The 17,966-nt window shown below is 50.0% G+C and carries 12 protein-coding genes, 2 tRNA genes and 3 rRNA genes; 3 read left to right on the top strand and 14 right to left on the bottom strand.

The features are described 5' to 3' along the window. The first annotated feature begins 80 nt into the window (after positions 1-80). Both rpiA and phoU read left to right on the top strand, forming a co-directional pair. Entirely contained in the window at positions 81-743 is a 663-nt protein-coding gene (rpiA, locus tag GQ52_RS05545; RefSeq protein ID WP_019883783.1) for a ribose-5-phosphate isomerase RpiA, read from the top strand. Between the two features lie 72 nt (positions 744-815). Continuing rightward, a complete protein-coding gene (gene phoU / locus GQ52_RS05540) occupies positions 816-1,520 on the top strand; it encodes a phosphate signaling complex protein PhoU (protein ID WP_019883784.1) in 705 nt (234 codons plus the stop codon). A 67-nt stretch (positions 1,521-1,587) separates the two neighbouring features. Here phoU and GQ52_RS05535 read toward each other — a convergent pair whose 3' ends face one another. Continuing rightward, the gene (locus tag GQ52_RS05535) at positions 1,588-1,860 is read right to left on the bottom strand and encodes an oxidative damage protection protein (RefSeq protein WP_019883785.1); all 273 of its coding nucleotides are present in this window, start codon (positions 1,858-1,860) and stop codon (positions 1,588-1,590) included. A gap of 77 nt (positions 1,861-1,937) precedes the next feature. Between GQ52_RS05535 and GQ52_RS05530 the strand changes: the two genes are divergently transcribed. After that, on the top strand, positions 1,938-2,333 hold the full coding sequence (locus GQ52_RS05530; RefSeq protein WP_019883786.1) for a diacylglycerol kinase: 396 nt from the start codon (positions 1,938-1,940) through the stop codon (positions 2,331-2,333). Positions 2,334-2,408: 75 nt separating this feature from the next. On the opposite strand, the gene GQ52_RS05525 is transcribed toward GQ52_RS05530, so the two are convergent. From GQ52_RS05525 to GQ52_RS05465, 13 genes are all read right to left on the bottom strand, one after another. Further along, positions 2,409-4,442, bottom strand: coding sequence for a TonB-dependent receptor (locus GQ52_RS05525; RefSeq protein ID WP_047515761.1), 2,034 nt, complete (start codon positions 4,440-4,442; stop codon positions 2,409-2,411). 99 nt (positions 4,443-4,541) lie between these two features. Further along, a complete protein-coding gene (locus GQ52_RS05520) occupies positions 4,542-4,856 on the bottom strand; it encodes a hypothetical protein (protein ID WP_047515759.1) in 315 nt (104 codons plus the stop codon). Between the two features lie 48 nt (positions 4,857-4,904). Next, positions 4,905-5,906, bottom strand: coding sequence for a histone deacetylase (locus GQ52_RS05515; RefSeq protein WP_235272989.1), 1,002 nt, complete (start codon positions 5,904-5,906; stop codon positions 4,905-4,907). Between the two features lie 120 nt (positions 5,907-6,026). After that, on the bottom strand, positions 6,027-6,926 hold the full coding sequence (gene truB, locus GQ52_RS05510) for a tRNA pseudouridine(55) synthase TruB (protein WP_047515755.1): 900 nt from the start codon (positions 6,924-6,926) through the stop codon (positions 6,027-6,029). An 18-nt stretch (positions 6,927-6,944) separates the two neighbouring features. Next, positions 6,945-7,301, bottom strand: coding sequence for a 30S ribosome-binding factor RbfA (gene rbfA, locus GQ52_RS05505; RefSeq protein WP_019883791.1), 357 nt, complete (start codon positions 7,299-7,301; stop codon positions 6,945-6,947). Further along, positions 7,301-9,997: a translation initiation factor IF-2 gene (gene infB / locus GQ52_RS05500; RefSeq protein ID WP_047515753.1), complete on the bottom strand. Its 2,697-nt coding sequence runs from the start codon at positions 9,995-9,997 to the stop codon at positions 7,301-7,303. The genes rbfA and infB overlap by 1 nt, the downstream gene beginning before the upstream one ends. A 67-nt stretch (positions 9,998-10,064) precedes the next feature. Continuing rightward, positions 10,065-11,531 carry a transcription termination factor NusA gene (nusA, locus tag GQ52_RS05495; RefSeq protein ID WP_019883793.1) on the bottom strand — a complete coding sequence of 489 codons (1,467 nt, stop codon included), beginning with the start codon at positions 11,529-11,531 and terminating at the stop codon, positions 10,065-10,067. 39 nt (positions 11,532-11,570) lie between these two features. Next, positions 11,571-12,059 (bottom strand): ribosome maturation factor RimP, encoded by a 489-nt coding sequence (gene rimP, locus GQ52_RS05490; protein ID WP_047515750.1) that lies wholly within the window; start codon positions 12,057-12,059, stop codon positions 11,571-11,573. 517 nt (positions 12,060-12,576) lie between these two features. Next, positions 12,577-12,690 (bottom strand): 5S ribosomal RNA (rrf, locus tag GQ52_RS05485). 207 nt (positions 12,691-12,897) lie between these two features. Next, positions 12,898-15,782, bottom strand: a 23S ribosomal RNA gene (locus GQ52_RS05480). Positions 15,783-16,175: 393 nt separating this feature from the next. After that, positions 16,176-16,251, bottom strand: a tRNA-Ala gene (locus GQ52_RS05475). A 9-nt stretch (positions 16,252-16,260) separates the two neighbouring features. Continuing rightward, positions 16,261-16,337: transfer RNA gene (locus tag GQ52_RS05470), tRNA-Ile, on the bottom strand. 86 nt (positions 16,338-16,423) lie between these two features. After that, positions 16,424-17,962 (bottom strand): 16S ribosomal RNA (locus tag GQ52_RS05465). The 16S, 23S and 5S rRNA genes sit together here with 2 tRNA genes alongside, the layout of an rRNA operon. Between the last annotated feature and the right edge of the window lie 4 nt (positions 17,963-17,966).

Here is a 17,966-nt window from a genome sequence, read left to right as displayed (position 1 = left end):
TTTAAAACCGCAGGGTTGCAGTGTATGATAGAGAATTGTTTGTATTATAAAGAATTAATCAAGGATTGAAGCAAATGGCAATGGATAAAGCACAACAAGACGCACTGAAACTGGAAGTAGCGAAAGCCGCTGTGACTTATGTAAAAGATGGCATTATCGGCGTGGGCACAGGCTCAACCGCCAATTTCTTTATTGATGAACTAGCCAAAGTAAAACATAAAATTACCGGCGCGGTGGCCAGCTCAGAAGCGACGGCACAACGCTTGCGTGCCCACGGCATCGAAGTATTTGACTTGAACAGCGTCGACAGCCTGGATATTTATGTAGACGGTGCCGATGAAATCACCGAACACATGCATATGCTCAAAGGTGGTGGTGGTGCGTTGACCCGTGAAAAAATCGTGGCTGCCGTAGCGAAATCCTTTATCTGTATCTGCGACGAAAGCAAATTCGTACCAGTATTAGGCAAGTTCCCGCTGCCGGTAGAAGTGTTGCCAATGGCTCGCAGCCATGTCGCTCGCGAACTGGTCAAACTGGGCGGCCAACCACAGTTGCGTGACTTCACCACAGATAACGGCAACCTGATCCTGGACGTACACGGCCTGACCATTAGCGACCCGATCGCACTGGAAGCCAAAATCAACGCCATCGTTGGCGTCGTCACCAACGGCCTGTTTGCAGCCCGCCCAGCTAACGTCTTGTTGCTGGCCACACCAAACGGTGTCAAGACACTGACAAAGTAATTGCAAAATTATCATGAAGTTGTCATATTGTGCTGGTAATCTGCACCGGCACAATAATTAGGAAAATTTGTCATGCAATTTGAACATACCTCTAAGCAATACGATGTTGAACTGGAATCAGTACGTGCCAAGGTTCTGGAAATGGGGGGACTGGTTGAGCAGCAGATTGTGAATGCGCTGGAGGCACTCACCAGTGCCGATGTGAATCTGGCTAAGGATGTAATGGAGCGTGACACGCGCGTCAATGCACTCGAAGTACAAGTCGACGAAGATTGCAGCCATATCATTGCCCGCAGACAACCTGCTGCACGTGATTTGCGCATGATCATGATGATGGTCAAAACCATCACCGACCTCGAGCGTATTGGCGACGAGGCCACCAAAATTGCCCGTACGGCACAGCGCATCTACGAACAAGACCGCATGTACAAACCACGTTTTAACGAGATTAAAACCATGGTCGGAATTGTGCGTGAAATGCTGCGCACCTCATTAGACTCTTTCGCCCGCCTGGACGTGAGCCAGACGGTTGAAGTGGCCAAGCAGGATGAGCAAGTGGACGAGCAATTCCGCGCCGCCATGCGTCAGCTGATCACGTTTATGCTGGAAGATCCACGCACCATTTCCATGTCACTGGAAGTGCTGTTTGTAGCGAAAGCGATTGAGCGTATTGGCGACCATGCCAAAAACATTTCTGAATACGTCGTCTATATGGTGAAAGGCAAAGATGTACGCCACACCAGCCTGGAAGACATTCAGCGCGAAACGCAATCCTAAAATGGATTTAAAACAAAAAAGCACTCCCAGGAGTGCTTTTTTTAATCGCGGCTATCAAGCTGATGCATTAAGCGCTGGGCGGCACGTAACCACTCGCGACATCGGCACCATCGCCAAAGAAGTACTTTTCAGTCTGTTCAGCCAAATACTTTCTGGCGCTGGCATCAGCCAGGCTCAAACGGTTTTCGTTAACCAGCATGGTTTGCTGCTTCAACCAGCCTGCCCAGGCCTCTTTGGAGACGTGCATATAAATCCTTTTGCCCAACTCACCGGGATAAGGCGGGAAATCCATGCCCTCAAGCTCTTTGCCCAGTTTCACACATTGCACCAATCTTGCCATGTTCGTTCCTCACTACACTGCTAAAAGCGCTATCATAGCGCATGTTAAAATCTGATGTCGCATTTTAGAGATAATCCATGCAAAACAATCAATCATCTAGCCACCAGGAAAGCCCGTTTAAAGGCAAAACTGGTTTTCGTCGCTTAATCAATGCTTTTGGCTACTCCATGGATGGCTTTAAAGCCGCCTACCAACATGAAGATGCCTTCCGCCAGGAGGTCTGGCTGTCACTGGTATTGATTCCACTGGCATTTTATCTCGAAGCAGAAGCCTTGCACCGTATCCTGATGGTCGGCAGTGTACTGTTGGTGATGATTGTCGAGTTACTGAACTCAGCCGTGGAGGCCGTGGTTGATCGTGTGTCCATTGAACGCCACGCATTGGCCAAGCGCGCCAAGGATATTGGCAGCGCGGCCGTATTACTGGCACTGATTAACCTGGGCGTAGTATGGGGCTTGATCCTGCTAGCTTAGCTTAATGTCACTCAATAATAGGTGCACCAATAAAAAAGGTTGGCATTGCCAACCTTTTTTATTCATCAATTTACCTTAGAAATCAGCCCTGGCACCAACCAGGATAGACCGTGCGCCTGCTGGCGAAATATCCTTGAGGAAAGATGCGTGTTCGCGAATCTCATCATTGAGCAGGTTATTGGCTTTGGCAAATAACTCGACGTGATATTTCACAGGCAACTTGTACGCAACCAGAGCACTCAGGTTGGTGTAACCGTTGGTTTTCAACTCGTTCTCAGCCACATCGTTTTGCTTAAAGGCATGCAACACATCTACACGCGCATTCCAGCCTCCCAGATGGTAATCCAGGCCGCCACCCAGGCGCAAAGGTGAGATACGCGGCAGATAGTCATTATTGCGCGTGTCTTTGGCATGCACATAGTCACCACGCAACTTCAGCGCCCACTCATCATTCAAGGCAAACTTGCCTTCCAGCTCCACGCCTTTAAATAGGGCTGGGACAGCTCTAAATTCAGCTTCAGGCAACAATTCGCCATCAACCAGCACCGAGTTGCCTGTATTAAACACGCCAATGAAATTTTGGAACTTGGTCGCATAAGCGCCCAAAGTGACGCTGTTGCCTCCCGACTTCCATTTCAGTTGCGCATCTATGCCATTCGAACGCTCTTTTTTAAGCTGCGTGCTACCCACCTCAAATTGGCCAGTGGCAATATGCGCTCCGTTGGCATACAACTCAAAATAACTTGGCGCACGTTCGTTATGTGACAGGTTGAACGTGGCGTTCCAACTGTCATTAATGGCATACAGCCCTCCCAAGGCAAAGCTGCTAGGATTAAAACTTTTATTTTGCCCTGTGCCAAAATTAGCACTATCCGCCGAATTAACGGTTGTTTCACCCGTACGGCCACCAAACGTCAGCTTGTGCTGATTAATCGCATACTCTTCATACACATACACAGACTGATCTTGCGTGGTCACACTCGGCACAAAGGCCTCTTCGCCCAGGGCCTGGAAACGCGTATTCTGGAACTGGTAACCCAACACGCCATTAATCCCGGCAAAAGAAGCATGCGTCGCTTCCAGGCTACCCTGGACACCGCGGTTCTTAAACGTAGTGCCGACCACGCCATCTTCCAGTTCAACGTGCTGATAGTCTGTATGCGCCATACGCAGCTTGAGTTTTTGTAAGGGCCCTTTTAAATCACGCACCTCACCCGCTAACTCCAGGCGTTTGTTTTGCATGTCAATGCGCACATTGTCTTCTGCCACCGTGCCATAGTTATTATTGGAGTCTGCATAAGACACGCCGAGGTAACCGGTATCAAAGGTCCAGGCCGCGCCTAATGCACCGCCATTAGCGAGCGCATCGCTATTATTCAGTTTGCCATTGCCTTTGCTATCCCGCGCCGTGCCGTCTGCACGACTTTTACGTTTTGAAACCGCATAACCAGGAATCTCCAGGTCACTGGTTTCGCGGCTGTAAACATCTGCATGCAGCGCAAATACGCCGTTACCGACATCCATCACTGCCGCCCCGTTACGGGTATTATCCGGCCCGCCAAACCGCGCCTCCGCACGACCGGTATAGCCATCGAGTGACTCTTTGGGAATACGGTGGTCAATCGCATTCACCACACCACCCATGGCGCTACCGCCGTAAAGCAAAGCCGCAGGGCCGCGCACCACGTCAATTTGTTCAATAATCAGCGGATCAATACCAACGGCATGGTCAAAACTCAGGGAGGACGCATCCAGCACGCCCACACCGTTTTGCATGATACGTACACGCTCGCCATCCATGCCGCGGATAATCGGGCGTGAAGCATTGGGGCCAAACTGTGTTGAAGTAACGCCTGGAATGCCATTAAGCGTTTCACCCAATGTACCCTGTCGGCGCAAACTTAATTCGCGACCACCAATCACCGACACCGGGACGACCATATCATCCGAGGCTACACCTAAAGGATTACCCGTGACCGGGACTTGATCAAGATCGATGTTTGAAGTGTTATCTGCAGCGAAGACAGGGGTGGTTAATGCGGCCATCATCGCTAGCCATAGCGGTTTTTGACGCCAGGAATGTGGCGCCATGCTGTTGATCATATTCATTGTTATTTCCAGACACGATAGAGACAGTGCGCGTTGCACTGTACTCAGAATAAATAAGCGCCAGAGATGGCTAATGCCAATCCAGGAGCGCGATTAATATCAGGCGGGAATAATGAAAGGTGGGGCGCGCGCAGAATAAACGGCGACGCAACTGGTCACGACCGCGAACACCGCGGCGATTGGAGGCGTAAACCCGTTGAGCGGAGGCAAACTCCACTGCGGCGTTTGTGTCAGCGCAGCTGCAGCATGTGCCAGGCTGATACACAAGGTACAAGGTTCATTGCCTTGTTTTTTGTCAGGCTGAGACTGTTGCGTCAGCTCTTTGATATGGCTGATTTCGTGCGTGGCAATGCCGGTTTGCGCAATGGCAAACAGCACCGACAACAGGAAATAGACATAAAAACGCTTTAACATATTGAATATATTAACATATATTTATGACAATTGAGTGAACGGTCACGCCTAATGCAGCCATGCCGCGAGGATAGACTCCACGGCATTGGCGTTTTGCGCGGGCACATAACCGCCTTCCAGCATCCACAGCATACGTCCTTGCGCATAGGTATCCGCCAGCTGTTTAATACGGGTAGCGATTCTGCCATAGCCTTCATCAGAATATTGCAACGCGCCCAAACGATCACCAGCATGCGCATCCAGTCCGGCTGACACCAGAATGAGTTGCGGGCGGAACTGCCGCATGGCAGGTGCCAACTGCTGCTCTAATGCATGCAACAGAATGTGTTCGTTACTCCCCGGTGGCACGTCCACATTCATCGTATAACCAACCCCGGCCCCAATACCTTGCTCAGAGGGACGGCCACTGCCAGGATACAAGGGATGCTGATGGGTGCTGAAATAAAAAACGCTGTTATCTGCCTCAAAAATCGCCTGGGTGCCATTGCCATGATGCACGTCGATATCGACAATTAAAATGCGTTGAATGCCATAACGTTGTTGCGCATAACGCGCGGCGACGGCGATATGATTGGTCAGGCAAAATCCCATGCCACGCTCGCGGGTGGCATGATGCCCGGGCGGCCGTACCAGGGCAAATGCCGCCGCTGACTGCTGTGTCATCAGCGCATCGATACCGGCTATCCCGGCACCGGAAGCCAATGCTGCCACGGCTACCGAATGCTGTGAGATCACGGTGTCACCGGTGCTAAGCAATTGATGCGCTCCGGCATGGACGCGAGCCTGTTCGGCATCCAGTAAATCCAGATAGGCGGCACTGTGCACACGCAATAAGTCTGCGCGCGTAGCCGCAGCAAACGCAGGCCAGCGTAAAAACGGCCGCAATGACGCACTATGCTGCAATCGCTCCACAATCGCACTGACGCGGCGCGCTTGCTCCGGGTGATCGGGCCCAGGATCATGCGCTTCAAAACGTGTGTCGTACAGTATGCTAATAGTCGTCTTGGCCGGGACGGCGGATACGTCACCTTGCGCGACGGCTGCAGGCAAACAAGGCAGCAAGAGACTCAACACAAGCGGAGTAAGGCATCGCTTCATGGATACTGGCCCAATAGACTAAGCCTATGATTGTAGAAACTTGCCGCGGCAGTGGCAAGTCAGCTGGTCAGCTTATAGATTGACGACGCGCTTCGGCGCGACGCGACCATCACGCTGCTGAAAACCAACCCCAAGAAACAGGCCAGCTTCACTGTAAATGCGCAGCTCACCTGCCGGAATACTGCCTGACACCCACACCGGATTGCCCTGTTTAAAATAATAAGCCGCATCTTCTTGCAGCAGGATTTTGGGTAAAGCCGTGATCGCCGTATCTACCGGCAGCAGCAAGGCATCGCGCTGTTCAGCGGTCATCTGCTCCAGTGCTTCAATGCTCACTGTATGCGCAATTTGATAAGTGGCGGTCGCCGTGCGGCGTAAAGCCGTTAAATGCGCCCCTGCCTGCAAGAATTTACCAATATCCTCACCCAGGGTGCGAATATAAGTGCCCTTGCTACAGCACACTTCAATCTCTGCACTGTTATCCGCACAACCCAGCACGCGTAGCGCATGAATAGTCACTTGGCGTGGCGCACGCTCCAGCTCGACACCATCGCGCGCGTATTCATATAAAGGCTTACCGTTCACTTTAAGTGCCGAATACATGGGCGGCACCTGGGTAATTTCACCCATAAATTGCGGCAACACACGCTCAACATCTTCGCGCGTGATATGACAGTCCACCTGGCTGATCACGTCACCTTCTTTATCGCCAGTCGTTGTGGTGACACCAAACTTGACTGTGGCGACATAGGTTTTATTTTCATCGGTTAAATGCTGTGCAAACTTGGTTGCCTCGCCCAGGCAAATCGGCAAGACACCGGTTGCCAGAGGATCCAGCGTGCCGGTATGCCCGGCTTTTTGCGCCTGATATAACCATTTGACCTTTTGCAAGGCCTGGTTGGAGGAAAAGCCATATGGCTTGTCGAGCAATAACACGCCACTGATGGCGCGTTTAATGCGTTTGATTTGCATAGCTGAAGAGGATAAAAATTAGTCTTGCGGAGGCGTATCGGACAAAGCTTGATTGATCAGCTTATCCATATGCATGCCGCGGTCTATGGATTCGTCATAGACAAAATGCAATTGTGGCACAGTGCGTATCATCATGCGCTTACCCAATTGCGAACGCAGGAAACCAGCCGCTTTTTCCAGACCAGCCTGCAAGCCTTTACTATTTTTTTGCGCCGTATAAAAAACTTTGGCGTGCGCCATGTCACCAGTCACCTCGACGCCAGTCAAGGTGACCATCTGCACGCGCGGATCTTTGACCTCGAACATGAGCAAATCCGCCAGTTCACGGCGCATTTGCTCAGAGATTCTGTCATTGCGGGAAAATGCCTTGGCCATTACAGCGTTCTAGCCACTTCAACGACTTCGTAGACTTCCAGGATATCGCCCACTTCGATCTCGTTGTAGTTCTTGAGAGAGAGACCGCACTCGAAGTTGTTTTTGACTTCTTTAACGTCATCTTTAAAGCGTTTCAGCGAATCCAGCTCACCCGTGTGAATAATCACATTGTTGCGCAACACGCGTACTTTGGAGTTACGTTTAACCATACCATCCTGTACGTAACAACCAGCCACAGCACCCACTTTAGAAATACGGTAAACCTCACGGATTTCTACCGTACCAATCATTTGCTCTTTCTGCTCAGGCGCCAACATGCCACCCAGGGCCGCCTTGATTTCATCGACCGCTTCGTAAATGATGTTGTAGTAACGCAAGTCTACATCCAGGTTCTCGACCAGCTTACGGGCACCGGCATCAGCACGCACGTTAAAGCCAATCAACACCGCTTTGGACGCCGCAGCCAGGTTCACATCAGACTCGCTGATCGCACCCACCGCAGTATGAATAATATTGACGCGCACTTCGCTGGTAGACAGTTTCTGCAAGCTGGTGGTCAAGGCTTCGAAAGAACCCTGAACATCTGACTTGATAATCAGGTTCAGTGTTTGCACTGCGCCTTCACCCATATTTTCAAAAATATTTTCCAGCTTGGCTGCATGCTGTTTAGCCAGTTTCACATCACGGAACTTGCCTTGACGGAACAATGCAATTTCACGTGCCTTACGTTCGTCATTCAACACAATCGTCTCTTCACCGGCACTCGGTACATCAGACAAACCAAGCACTTCTACCGGAATAGAAGGACCTGCTTCTTTAATGTCATTGCCGTTCTCATCCAACATGGCACGTACGCGACCATAAGCAGTACCCGCCAGCAACATATCGCCGCGGCGTAATATGCCGGACTGTACCAATACGGTAGTCACAGGGCCACGGCCTTTATCCAGGCGACCTTCAATCACCAGGCCGGTGGCCGGGGTGTTTTGTGGTGCCATCAATTCAAGTACTTCAGCCTGTAACAACACAGCTTCTAATAACTCATCAATCCCTTTACCGGTTTTGGCGGACACTTCACGGAACATGGCTTCACCACCATATTCTTCCGGCACCACTTCATGTGTAATCAGTTCACTTTTGACGCGCTCTGGCTGCGCTTCTGGTTTATCGACCTTGTTGATCGCGACCACGATAGGCACGTTACCTGCCTTGGCATGGTGAATCGCTTCAATGGTTTGCGGCATTACGCCATCATCGGCAGACACCACCAGAATCACAATATCAGTCGCTTTGGCGCCGCGTGCACGCATGGCGGTAAAGGCCTCGTGACCCGGGGTATCGAGGAAAGTGACCATGCCACGCGGGGTTTCTACGTGATAAGCGCCGATATGCTGTGTAATGCCACCGGCCTCGCCAGATGCAACACGGCTGCGACGAATATAGTCCAGCAACGAGGTTTTACCATGGTCAACGTGACCCATGACGGTAACGACAGGTGGACGCGCTTGCATCACGGCTTCAACCGTTTCGGTTTCTTCCAGGAAGCTTTCCGGATCGTTAGCGGCGGCAGCTTGTGCCTTATGGCCCATTTCTTCAACCAGAATGATCGCGGTGTCTTGATCCAAGACCTGGTTGATGGTCACCATCATGCCCATTTTCATCAAGGCCTTAATCACTTCGGCAGCCTTCACTGACATCTTATGTGCTAAATCAGCCACTGAAATCGTTTCAGGCACCATGACTTCTTTGATCAAGGGCTCAGTTGGCGCATTGAATGCGTGCTGATCATCTTTGCTTGATTTGTGGTGCTTGCCTTTAGGGGTACGCCAACCTTGGGCGCCACCAGCAGGGGCATCACCACGGGTTTTAATGCCACGTTTTTTATTTTCGTTGTCAGTCCAATCGCGGTTATCGGTCTTGGCTTTCTTGTCTTTGCTTTCAGGCTTGTCAGCGACTTTATTGGCTGGCTTGTGCAATGTACCTTCAGACAATTTGGTCGCGGCCGGTTTGTTTTTAGCCGCTTCTGCTTCAGCCTGACGTTTGGCCTCTTCTTCAGCACGACGCAGGGTCAATGCCTGCTTACGCTTCACATCCTCAGCTTGCAGGGCAGCCAATTTGGCAGCGCGCACAGCTTCATTCTCGCGCAAGGCAATTTCTTGTGCAGAAAGCACAGCCGCTTTTTTCACGACCACTGGGGCTTCAGCCACAGGCGCAGCCTCAGCAACAGGCGCTTCAACTGGCTCAGGTTCCGGCTCTGGTAACACTTCAGGCACTTCTTCCACCACAGGCGCTTCGACAACCACTTCTTCAATTTCTGGTGGCAGCTCTTCCAACACCTCAGGCAAAACACTTTCAGCTTCATCGTACGCAGCATCTACCGGCTGGTCATAGCCAAGCTCCGGGCGCTCCAGCACGCGTTTTTTGCGTACTTCTACCTGAATGGTGCGTGCTTTACCTGAACTATCGAGTTTTTTGATCTCGGTGTTTTGTTTGCGGGTTAAAGTGATTTTATTTTTGGGGGCATTCGCCGCACCATGCTCTTTACGCAAGTAATCCAGCAAGGCAGCCTTGTCACCTTCTTCCAAAAAATCATCCACAGACGTTTTATTAACGCCTGCGCTTTTCAGTTGCTCGATGAGCAGAGTCGTTGGAAGACCCAGCTCTGCGGCAAATTGTGCGACGGTTGAAAGTGCCATGTACTGCTCCAGTTCAATTACTTTATTTTTTAATTAAGATGTATGCATGATGTCTTAACCGCATAGGTTACTTAAACCAAGGTGCACGTGCGGTCATAATCAATGACTTGGCACGCTCTTCATCTATTCCTGTCAACTCGACCAACTCATCGACGGCCAGCTCAGCCAGATCTTCACTGGTATGGATTTCGCTCGCAGCCAGTTTGTGGGCTGTATCTGCATCCATGCCGTCCAGTGTCATCAAGTCGTTGGTGTCTTCTTCGACCTTCTCTTCTTTGGCAATGGCCTCTGTCAGCAAAGCCGCACGTGCACGCGAGCGCAACTCGTTGATGGTATCTTCATCAAATGCTTCGATTTCAGACATTTCAGCCAATGGCACATAAGCGATTTCTTCCAGCGTGCTAAAGCCCTCTTGTACCAGGATATCAGCCACTTCTTCATCCACGTCCAGCTTTTCAATAAACAGCTGGCTGATCTTGGCGTATTCATCCTGGCTCTTCTGTGCAGCTGCTTCTTCAGTCAGAATATTCAAATTCCAACCGGTTAACTCTGAAGCCAGGCGTACGTTTTGACCGTTACGGCCAATGGCGACGGCCAACTGCTCTTCATTCACAACCACATCCATGCTGTGCGCATCTTCATCAACCACGATGGAGGTCACTTCAGCCGGGGCCAGTGCATTGATCACAAACTGCGCCGGGTCCATACTCCACAACACGATATCTACACGCTCACCACCGAGCTCAGACGTGACTGCCTGTACGCGTGAACCACGCATACCAACGCAAGTACCAACTGGATCCAGGCGTTGATCATTGGTTTTAACCGCAATTTTAGAGCGCAAGCCCGGGTCACGTGCCGCAGAGCGAATCTCTAATAAACCTTCTTCAATTTCCGGCACTTCCAGCTCAAACAAGCGCTTGAGGAAATCTGGCGCCACGCGTGACAGTATCAGTTGCGGGCCACGGCCACCGCGATCGACGCGAGACAGATAAGCACGCACACGGTCACCGACACGCAGGTTTTCTTTCTGGATCATGGCTTCGCGAGGCAACAGGCACTCAATACGACCAACTTCGATGATCGCATTGCCTTTTTCCATACGCTTGATCACGCCAGTCACCAGGCTCTCACCGCGGGCCAGGAAATCCTGAATCATTTGCTCGCGCTCAGCTTCGCGCACTTTCTGCAAAATCACTTGCTTGGCAGCTTGTGCCCCGATACGGCCAAAGGAGATCGACTCTAATGGCTCTTCGTAGTAATCACCAATCTGTCTGCTGGCTGCACGCTCATCCTCTTCATCGAATTGGTAAGCAGAGCTTTCCAGCAGGTCGTATTCCACATATTGCCAACGTCTAAAGGTTGCGTACTCACCGGTTTCGCGGTCAATTTCAACGCGGATATCAGCACCTTCTTCATGGTTCTTTTTCGTTGCCGAAGCCAATGCCAGTTCCAAGGCAGTAAAAATCACCTCTTTATCCACATTTTTTTCATGTGCAAGGGCATCAACCAACAACAATAATTCACGACTCATCGTAATCTCCAACTCACCGTACGGATTAGCTATAACAAATTAATCAAAGACAGGGCTCAAACGAGCCTTATCAATATTATCCAGCGACAATCTATAGATCCAGCCATCGCACTCAACTACTACCTTACCTTCTTCGACCCCTTGCAACAGCCCCAGAAATGTTTTTCTTGGCAGGCTGGTTTTTGTCGCTTTAGGGCCATCGTCCTGAATACCAATGCGCAATTTGATTTGCGCACGCTCACCGGCAAAGCGCAAAAAATCCGCCTCTTTGCTCAGCACACGATCCAAACCGGCAGAGGACACTTCAAGACGGTCATAATCAATATCCAGCTCGACAGTCAATACATTACCGAGCTGATTGCTGACCAACACGCAATCATCAATCGTCACACTGTCTTTATTGTCTTTTGGCGTGAGTTTGTCGATAAACACGCGCAGCAACTTGCCACGATTGGCTGTTTCAAAGTCAACCAACTCATACCCCAACTGGGTAACCGTCTTTTCAACCACCGAATGCAGGTTTTGCATACGCGCCCTTAATTCAAAACGTTACGTCCGAAAACAAAAAATGGGCGTAACGCCCATCTATCATTTCGATTATACCAAATTTCCTTTTAAATTCAAAGCTGGACATGCGATGCCTAGCAAGCAACGTAACGCAGCAAATCACCAGGAATTCACCCTCATTTTTTAATAGCCCACTTGGGTCAATGACAGCGGCCCGCGAGTCTTTTACTATGCTTAAAACGAGGGAGAAGACTCTAATTAACAACCGCCCAAGCGGTGCAAACAATAAGCAGTACAGATTTCATGGCAGTCTATTTTGAGCATATCTAAATAGACTTTAACCCGGTGCTTGCACCGGGTTTTTTTCTGCCCGCAAAATGCAAAGTATTGATTTCCAGAATGAGCAGTTTTTTACAAGCGGAGCATCTCTGCCTGCGTTGTATCTACCGATGTGACTATGCGATGCATCGCCTTCAGATATTTTGAGGCAATAAAAAAGGCCTCAACACGCGAGTGCTGAGGCCTTTTTAGAATAGGAGCTTGGGGATGACCTACTTTCGCATACGAAGAGTACACTATCATTGGCGCAAGTTCGTTTCACGGCCCTGTTCGAGATGGGAAGGGGTGGTTCCAAACCGCTATTGTCCCCAAACATAACTGGTAATGTTATGCATGGTGCTGAGTTTTTGCTCAGCCTGCTTTAACAAATTGGAAGAAGTAAAGGATGCAAGCGTTTTACGCTTGTTTTCAATGGGATTAGGGTATGAAACAACTTGTGTTTCTTATTTCTAGATGATTGCCAAATCATATTGCTTTGAACTACACCTTGCTTAGATTTTAGTCTAAGTTTTAAGGTTATAGGATCAAGCCTCACGAGCAATTAGTATCAGTTAGCTTAATGCATTACTGCACTTCCACACCTGACCTATCAACGTCCTGGTCTTGAACGACTCTTTAGCTGGCTTAAAGCCAGAGGCAAGTCTCATCTCGAGGCGAGTTTCACGCTTAGATGCTTTCAGCGTTTATCTCTTCCGCACTTAGCTACCCAGCTATACCATTGGCATGATAACTGGTCCACCAGAGGTGCGTCCACTCCGGTCCTCTCGTACTAGGAGCAGGTCCCCTCAAACTTGCAGCGCCCACGGCAGATAGGGACCAAACTGTCTCACGACGTTTTAAACCCAGCTCACGTACCACTTTAAATGGCGAACAGCCATACCCTTGGGACCGGCTACAGCCCCAGGATGTGATGAGCCGACATCGAGGTGCCAAACTCCCCCGTCGATATGAACTCTTGGGAGGAATCAGCCTGTTATCCCCAGAGTACCTTTTATCCGTTGAGCGATGGCCCTTCCATACAGAACCACCGGATCACTATGACCTGCTTTCGCACCTGCTCGACCTGTCCGTCTCGCAGTCAAGCAACCTTATGCCATTGCACTATCAGTACGATTTCCGACCGTACCTAGGTTACCTTCGCACTCCTCCGTTACTCTTTGGGAGGAGACCGCCCCAGTCAAACTGCCTACCATACACGGTCCCCAGTCCGGATTACGGACCTAGGTTAGAACCTCAACAACATCAGGGTGGTATTTCAAGGTTGACTCCACGAAATCTAGCGACTCCGCTTCAACGTCTCCCACCTATCCTACACAAATCTTGTCAAAGTCCAATGTAAAGCTGCAGTAAAGGTTCATGGGGTCTTTCCGTCTAGCCGCGGGGAGATTGCATCTTCACAAACATTTCAACTTCGCTGAGTCCCGAGAGGAGACAGTGTGGCCATCGTTACGCCATTCGTGCGGGTCGGAACTTACCCGACAAGGAATTTCGCTACCTTAGGACCGTTATAGTTACGGCCGCCGTTTACTGGGACTTCAATCAAGAGCTTGCACCCCATCATTTAATCTTCCAGCACCGGGCAGGCGTCACACCCTATACGTCCACTTTCGTGTTTGCAGAGTGCTGTGTTTTTATTAAACAGTCGCAGCCACCTTTTCACTGCAACCCCATCGTGCTTCGAGAGTAAATCTCTACACACTACCGGGGCGCACCTTCTCCCGAAGTTACGGTGCTAATTTGCCGAGTTCCTTCTCCCGGGTTCTCTCAAGCGCCTTAGAATTCTCATCCTGCCCACCTGTGTCGGTTTGCGGTACGGTCTTATACAACTGAAGCTTAGTGGCTTTTCTTGGAAGCATGGTATCAATCACTTCGTCTGCAAGCAGACTCGTTATCACGTCTCAGTCTTAGCTCTCCGGATTTGCCTAAAGAACCAACCTACACGCTTGAACCGGGACATCCAACACCCGGCTGACCTAACCTTCTCCGTCCCCACATCGCATTGTATAGAGGTACAGGAATATTAACCTGTTTCCCATCAGCTACGCATCTCTGCCTCACCTTAGGGGCCGACTCACCCTGCGCCGATGAACGTTGCGCAGGAAACCTTGGGCTTTCGGCGAGGGAGCTTTTCACTCCCTTTATCGCTACTCATGTCAGCATTCGCACTTCTGATACCTCCAGCATGCCTCACAGCACACCTTCGCAGGCCTACAGAACGCTCTCCTACCATGCCATATAAATATGGCATCCGAAGCTTCGGTTACGTGCTTAGCCCCGTTACATCTTCCGCGCAGGACGACTCGACCAGTGAGCTATTACGCTTTCTTTAAATGATGGCTGCTTCTAAGCCAACATCCTGGCTGTCTATGCCTTCCCACTTCGTTTTCCACTTAGCACGTCATTTGGGACCTTAGCTGTCGGTCTGGGTTGTTTCCCTCTTGACCACGGACGTTAGCACCCATGGTCTGTCTCCCGTAATTGCATTTCTCAGTATTCGGAGTTTGCAATGGTTTGGTAAGTTCTTATGAACCCCCTAGCCATAACAGTGCTCTACCCCCGAGAATGATATACGAGGCACTACCTAAATAGTTTTCGGAGAGAACCAGCTATCTCCAAGTTTGTTTAGCCTTTCACCCCTATCCACAGCTCATCCCCAAATTTTTCAACATTTGTGGGTTCGGACCTCCAGTACCTGTTACGGCACCTTCATCCTGGCCATGGATAGATCACTTGGTTTCGGGTCTACACCCAGCGACTGATTCGCCCTATTCGGACTCGATTTCTCTACGCCTCCCCTATCGGTTAAGCTTGCCACTGAATGTAAGTCGCTGACCCATTATACAAAAGGTACGCAGTCACCCCTTACGAGGCTCCCACTGTTTGTATGCATACGGTTTCAGGATCTATTTCACTCCCCTCCCGGGGTTCTTTTCGCCTTTCCCTCACGGTACTTGTTCACTATCGGTCGATATCGAGTATTTAGCCTTGGAGGATGGTCCCCCCATGTTCAGACAAGGTTTCTCGTGCCCCGCCCTACTTTTCGTTACCCTAGTTCCACAAACGGGATTTCGTATACGGGACTATCACCCACTACGGTCGGACTTTCCATTCCGTTCTACTATCGCGTCTGCTAAAAATAACAGGCTGTTCCATGTTCGCTCGCCACTACTTACGGAATCTCGGTTGATTTCTTTTCCTCGAGTTACTTAGATGTTTCAGTTCACTCGGTTCGCTTTACTCTTCCTATATATTCAGAAGAGAATGACCTTACGGCCGGGTTTCCCCATTCGGACATCTCCGGATCAAAGCTTATTTGCCAGCTCCCCGAAGCTTTTCGCAGGCTATCACGTCCTTCATCGCCTGATATCGCCAAGGCATCCACCATATGCACTTATTCACTTGACCCTATAACGTTAAAACCTAAACCCTTTTTAAATCTAGATTTCGTCGTGCATGAGACACGCGTTACAGGTAATTCTAAAGCACTATCAAACCTCGTTAGATTCGCTTAAATTATCAATCACTCAATAACCTAAACTTCTCAACTTGCGTTTAATATTTATGATTTTGCAATCAATCGATATTATTTCCGGTTAAAAAATAATATCGCCCATTGAATATAAGTTGTCATCACACAACCTATATTCCTTTACTTCTTCCATTTTGTTAAAGAGCAGTCTTAGTAGTTAAACTAATGTTTAAAAACCAGAAGCAAACATTTAATCAAACTTCAATTAATAACGCTTGCTTCTAATCTCTAATTCACAACAAAGCTTTATATATCCAAACCACAATCGGTGGTGGAGGATAACGGGATCGAACCGTTGACCCCCTGCTTGCAAAGCAGGTGCTCTCCCAGCTGAGCTAATCCCCCAATATTCGGTGGTGGGTCTGGTTGGGCTCGAACCAACGACCCCCGCCTTATCAAGACGGTGCTCTAACCAGCTGAGCTACAGACCCTAAGGCGGTTTGCCTAAATCTTTGTTGCTGCTTAATTTTAGATGACTGATAAGAGTGAATGCTTGAAGCCGAGTGATCTTCTCTAGAAAGGAGGTGATCCAGCCGCACCTTCCGATACGGCTACCTTGTTACGACTTCACCCCAGTCATGAATACTACCGTGGTAATCGTCCCCCTTGCGGTTAGACTAACTACTTCTGGTAAAACCCACTCCCATGGTGTGACGGGCGGTGTGTACAAGGCCCGGGAACGTATTCACCGCGACATGCTGATCCGCGATTACTAGCGATTCCGACTTCATGCTCTCGAGTTGCAGAGAACAATCCGGACTACGATCGGCTTTCTGAGATTAGCTCCCCCTCGCGGGTTGGCAACTCTCTGTACCGACCATTGTATTACGTGTGAAGCCCTGGCCATAAGGGCCATGAGGACTTGACGTCATCCCCACCTTCCTCCGGTTTGTCACCGGCAGTCCCATTAAAGTGCCCAACTAAATGATGGCAATTAATGGCAAGGGTTGCGCTCGTTGCGGGACTTAACCCAACATCTCACGACACGAGCTGACGACAGCCATGCAGCACCTGTGTCCACTTTCCCTTTCGGGCACCTAATGCATCTCTGCTTCGTTAGTGGCATGTCAAGGCCAGGTAAGGTTTTTCGCGTTGCATCGAATTAATCCACATAATCCACCGCTTGTGCGGGCCCCCGTCAATTCCTTTGAGTTTTAATCTTGCGACCGTACTCCCCAGGCGGTCTACTTCACGCGTTAGCTGCGTTACTCATGGATTTTACTCCACCAACAACTAGTAGACATCGTTTAGGGCGTGGACTACCAGGGTATCTAATCCTGTTTGCTCCCCACGCTTTCGTGCATGAGCGTCAATATTATCCCAGGGGGCTGCCTTCGCCATTGGTATTCCTCCACATCTCTACGCATTTCACTGCTACACGTGGAATTCTACCCCCCTCTGACATATTCTAGTCTTGTAGTTTCAAACGCAGTTCCCAAGTTGAGCTCGGGGATTTCACATCTGACTTACAAAACCGCCTGCGCACGCTTTACGCCCAGTAATTCCGATTAACGCTCGCACCCTACGTATTACCGCGGCTGCTGGCACGTAGTTAGCCGGTGCTTCTTATCAAGGTACCGTCAGCCTCACACTTTATTAGAATGTAAGTTTTCTTCCCTTGCGAAAGAGCTTTACAACCCGAAGGCCTTCTTCACTCACGCGGAATGGCTGGATCAGGCTTTCGCCCATTGTCCAAAATTCCCCACTGCTGCCTCCCGTAGGAGTCTGGACCGTGTCTCAGTTCCAGTGTGGCTGGTCGTCCTCTCAGACCAGCTACTGATCGTCGCCTTGGTAGGCCATTACCCCACCAACTAGCTAATCAGATATCGGCCGCTCTTATAACGTAAGGTCCGAAGATCCCCTACTTTCCCCCTCAGGGCGTATGCGGTATTAGCTAATCTTTCGACTAGTTATCCCCCATTACAAGGTACGTTCCGATATATTACTCACCCGTTCGCCACTAATCCCCCTAGCAAGCTAAGGTTCATCGTTCGACTTGCATGTGTAAAGCATTCCGCCAGCGTTCAATCTGAGCCAGGATCAAACTCTTCAGTTTAATT

It is taken from the genome of Methylophilus sp. Q8, assembly GCF_000800115.1.
Classification (GTDB): domain Bacteria; phylum Pseudomonadota; class Gammaproteobacteria; order Burkholderiales; family Methylophilaceae; genus Methylophilus.
Note: the sequence above shows the minus strand (reverse complement) of the source record. Positions and strands in the feature narration are given on the sequence as shown.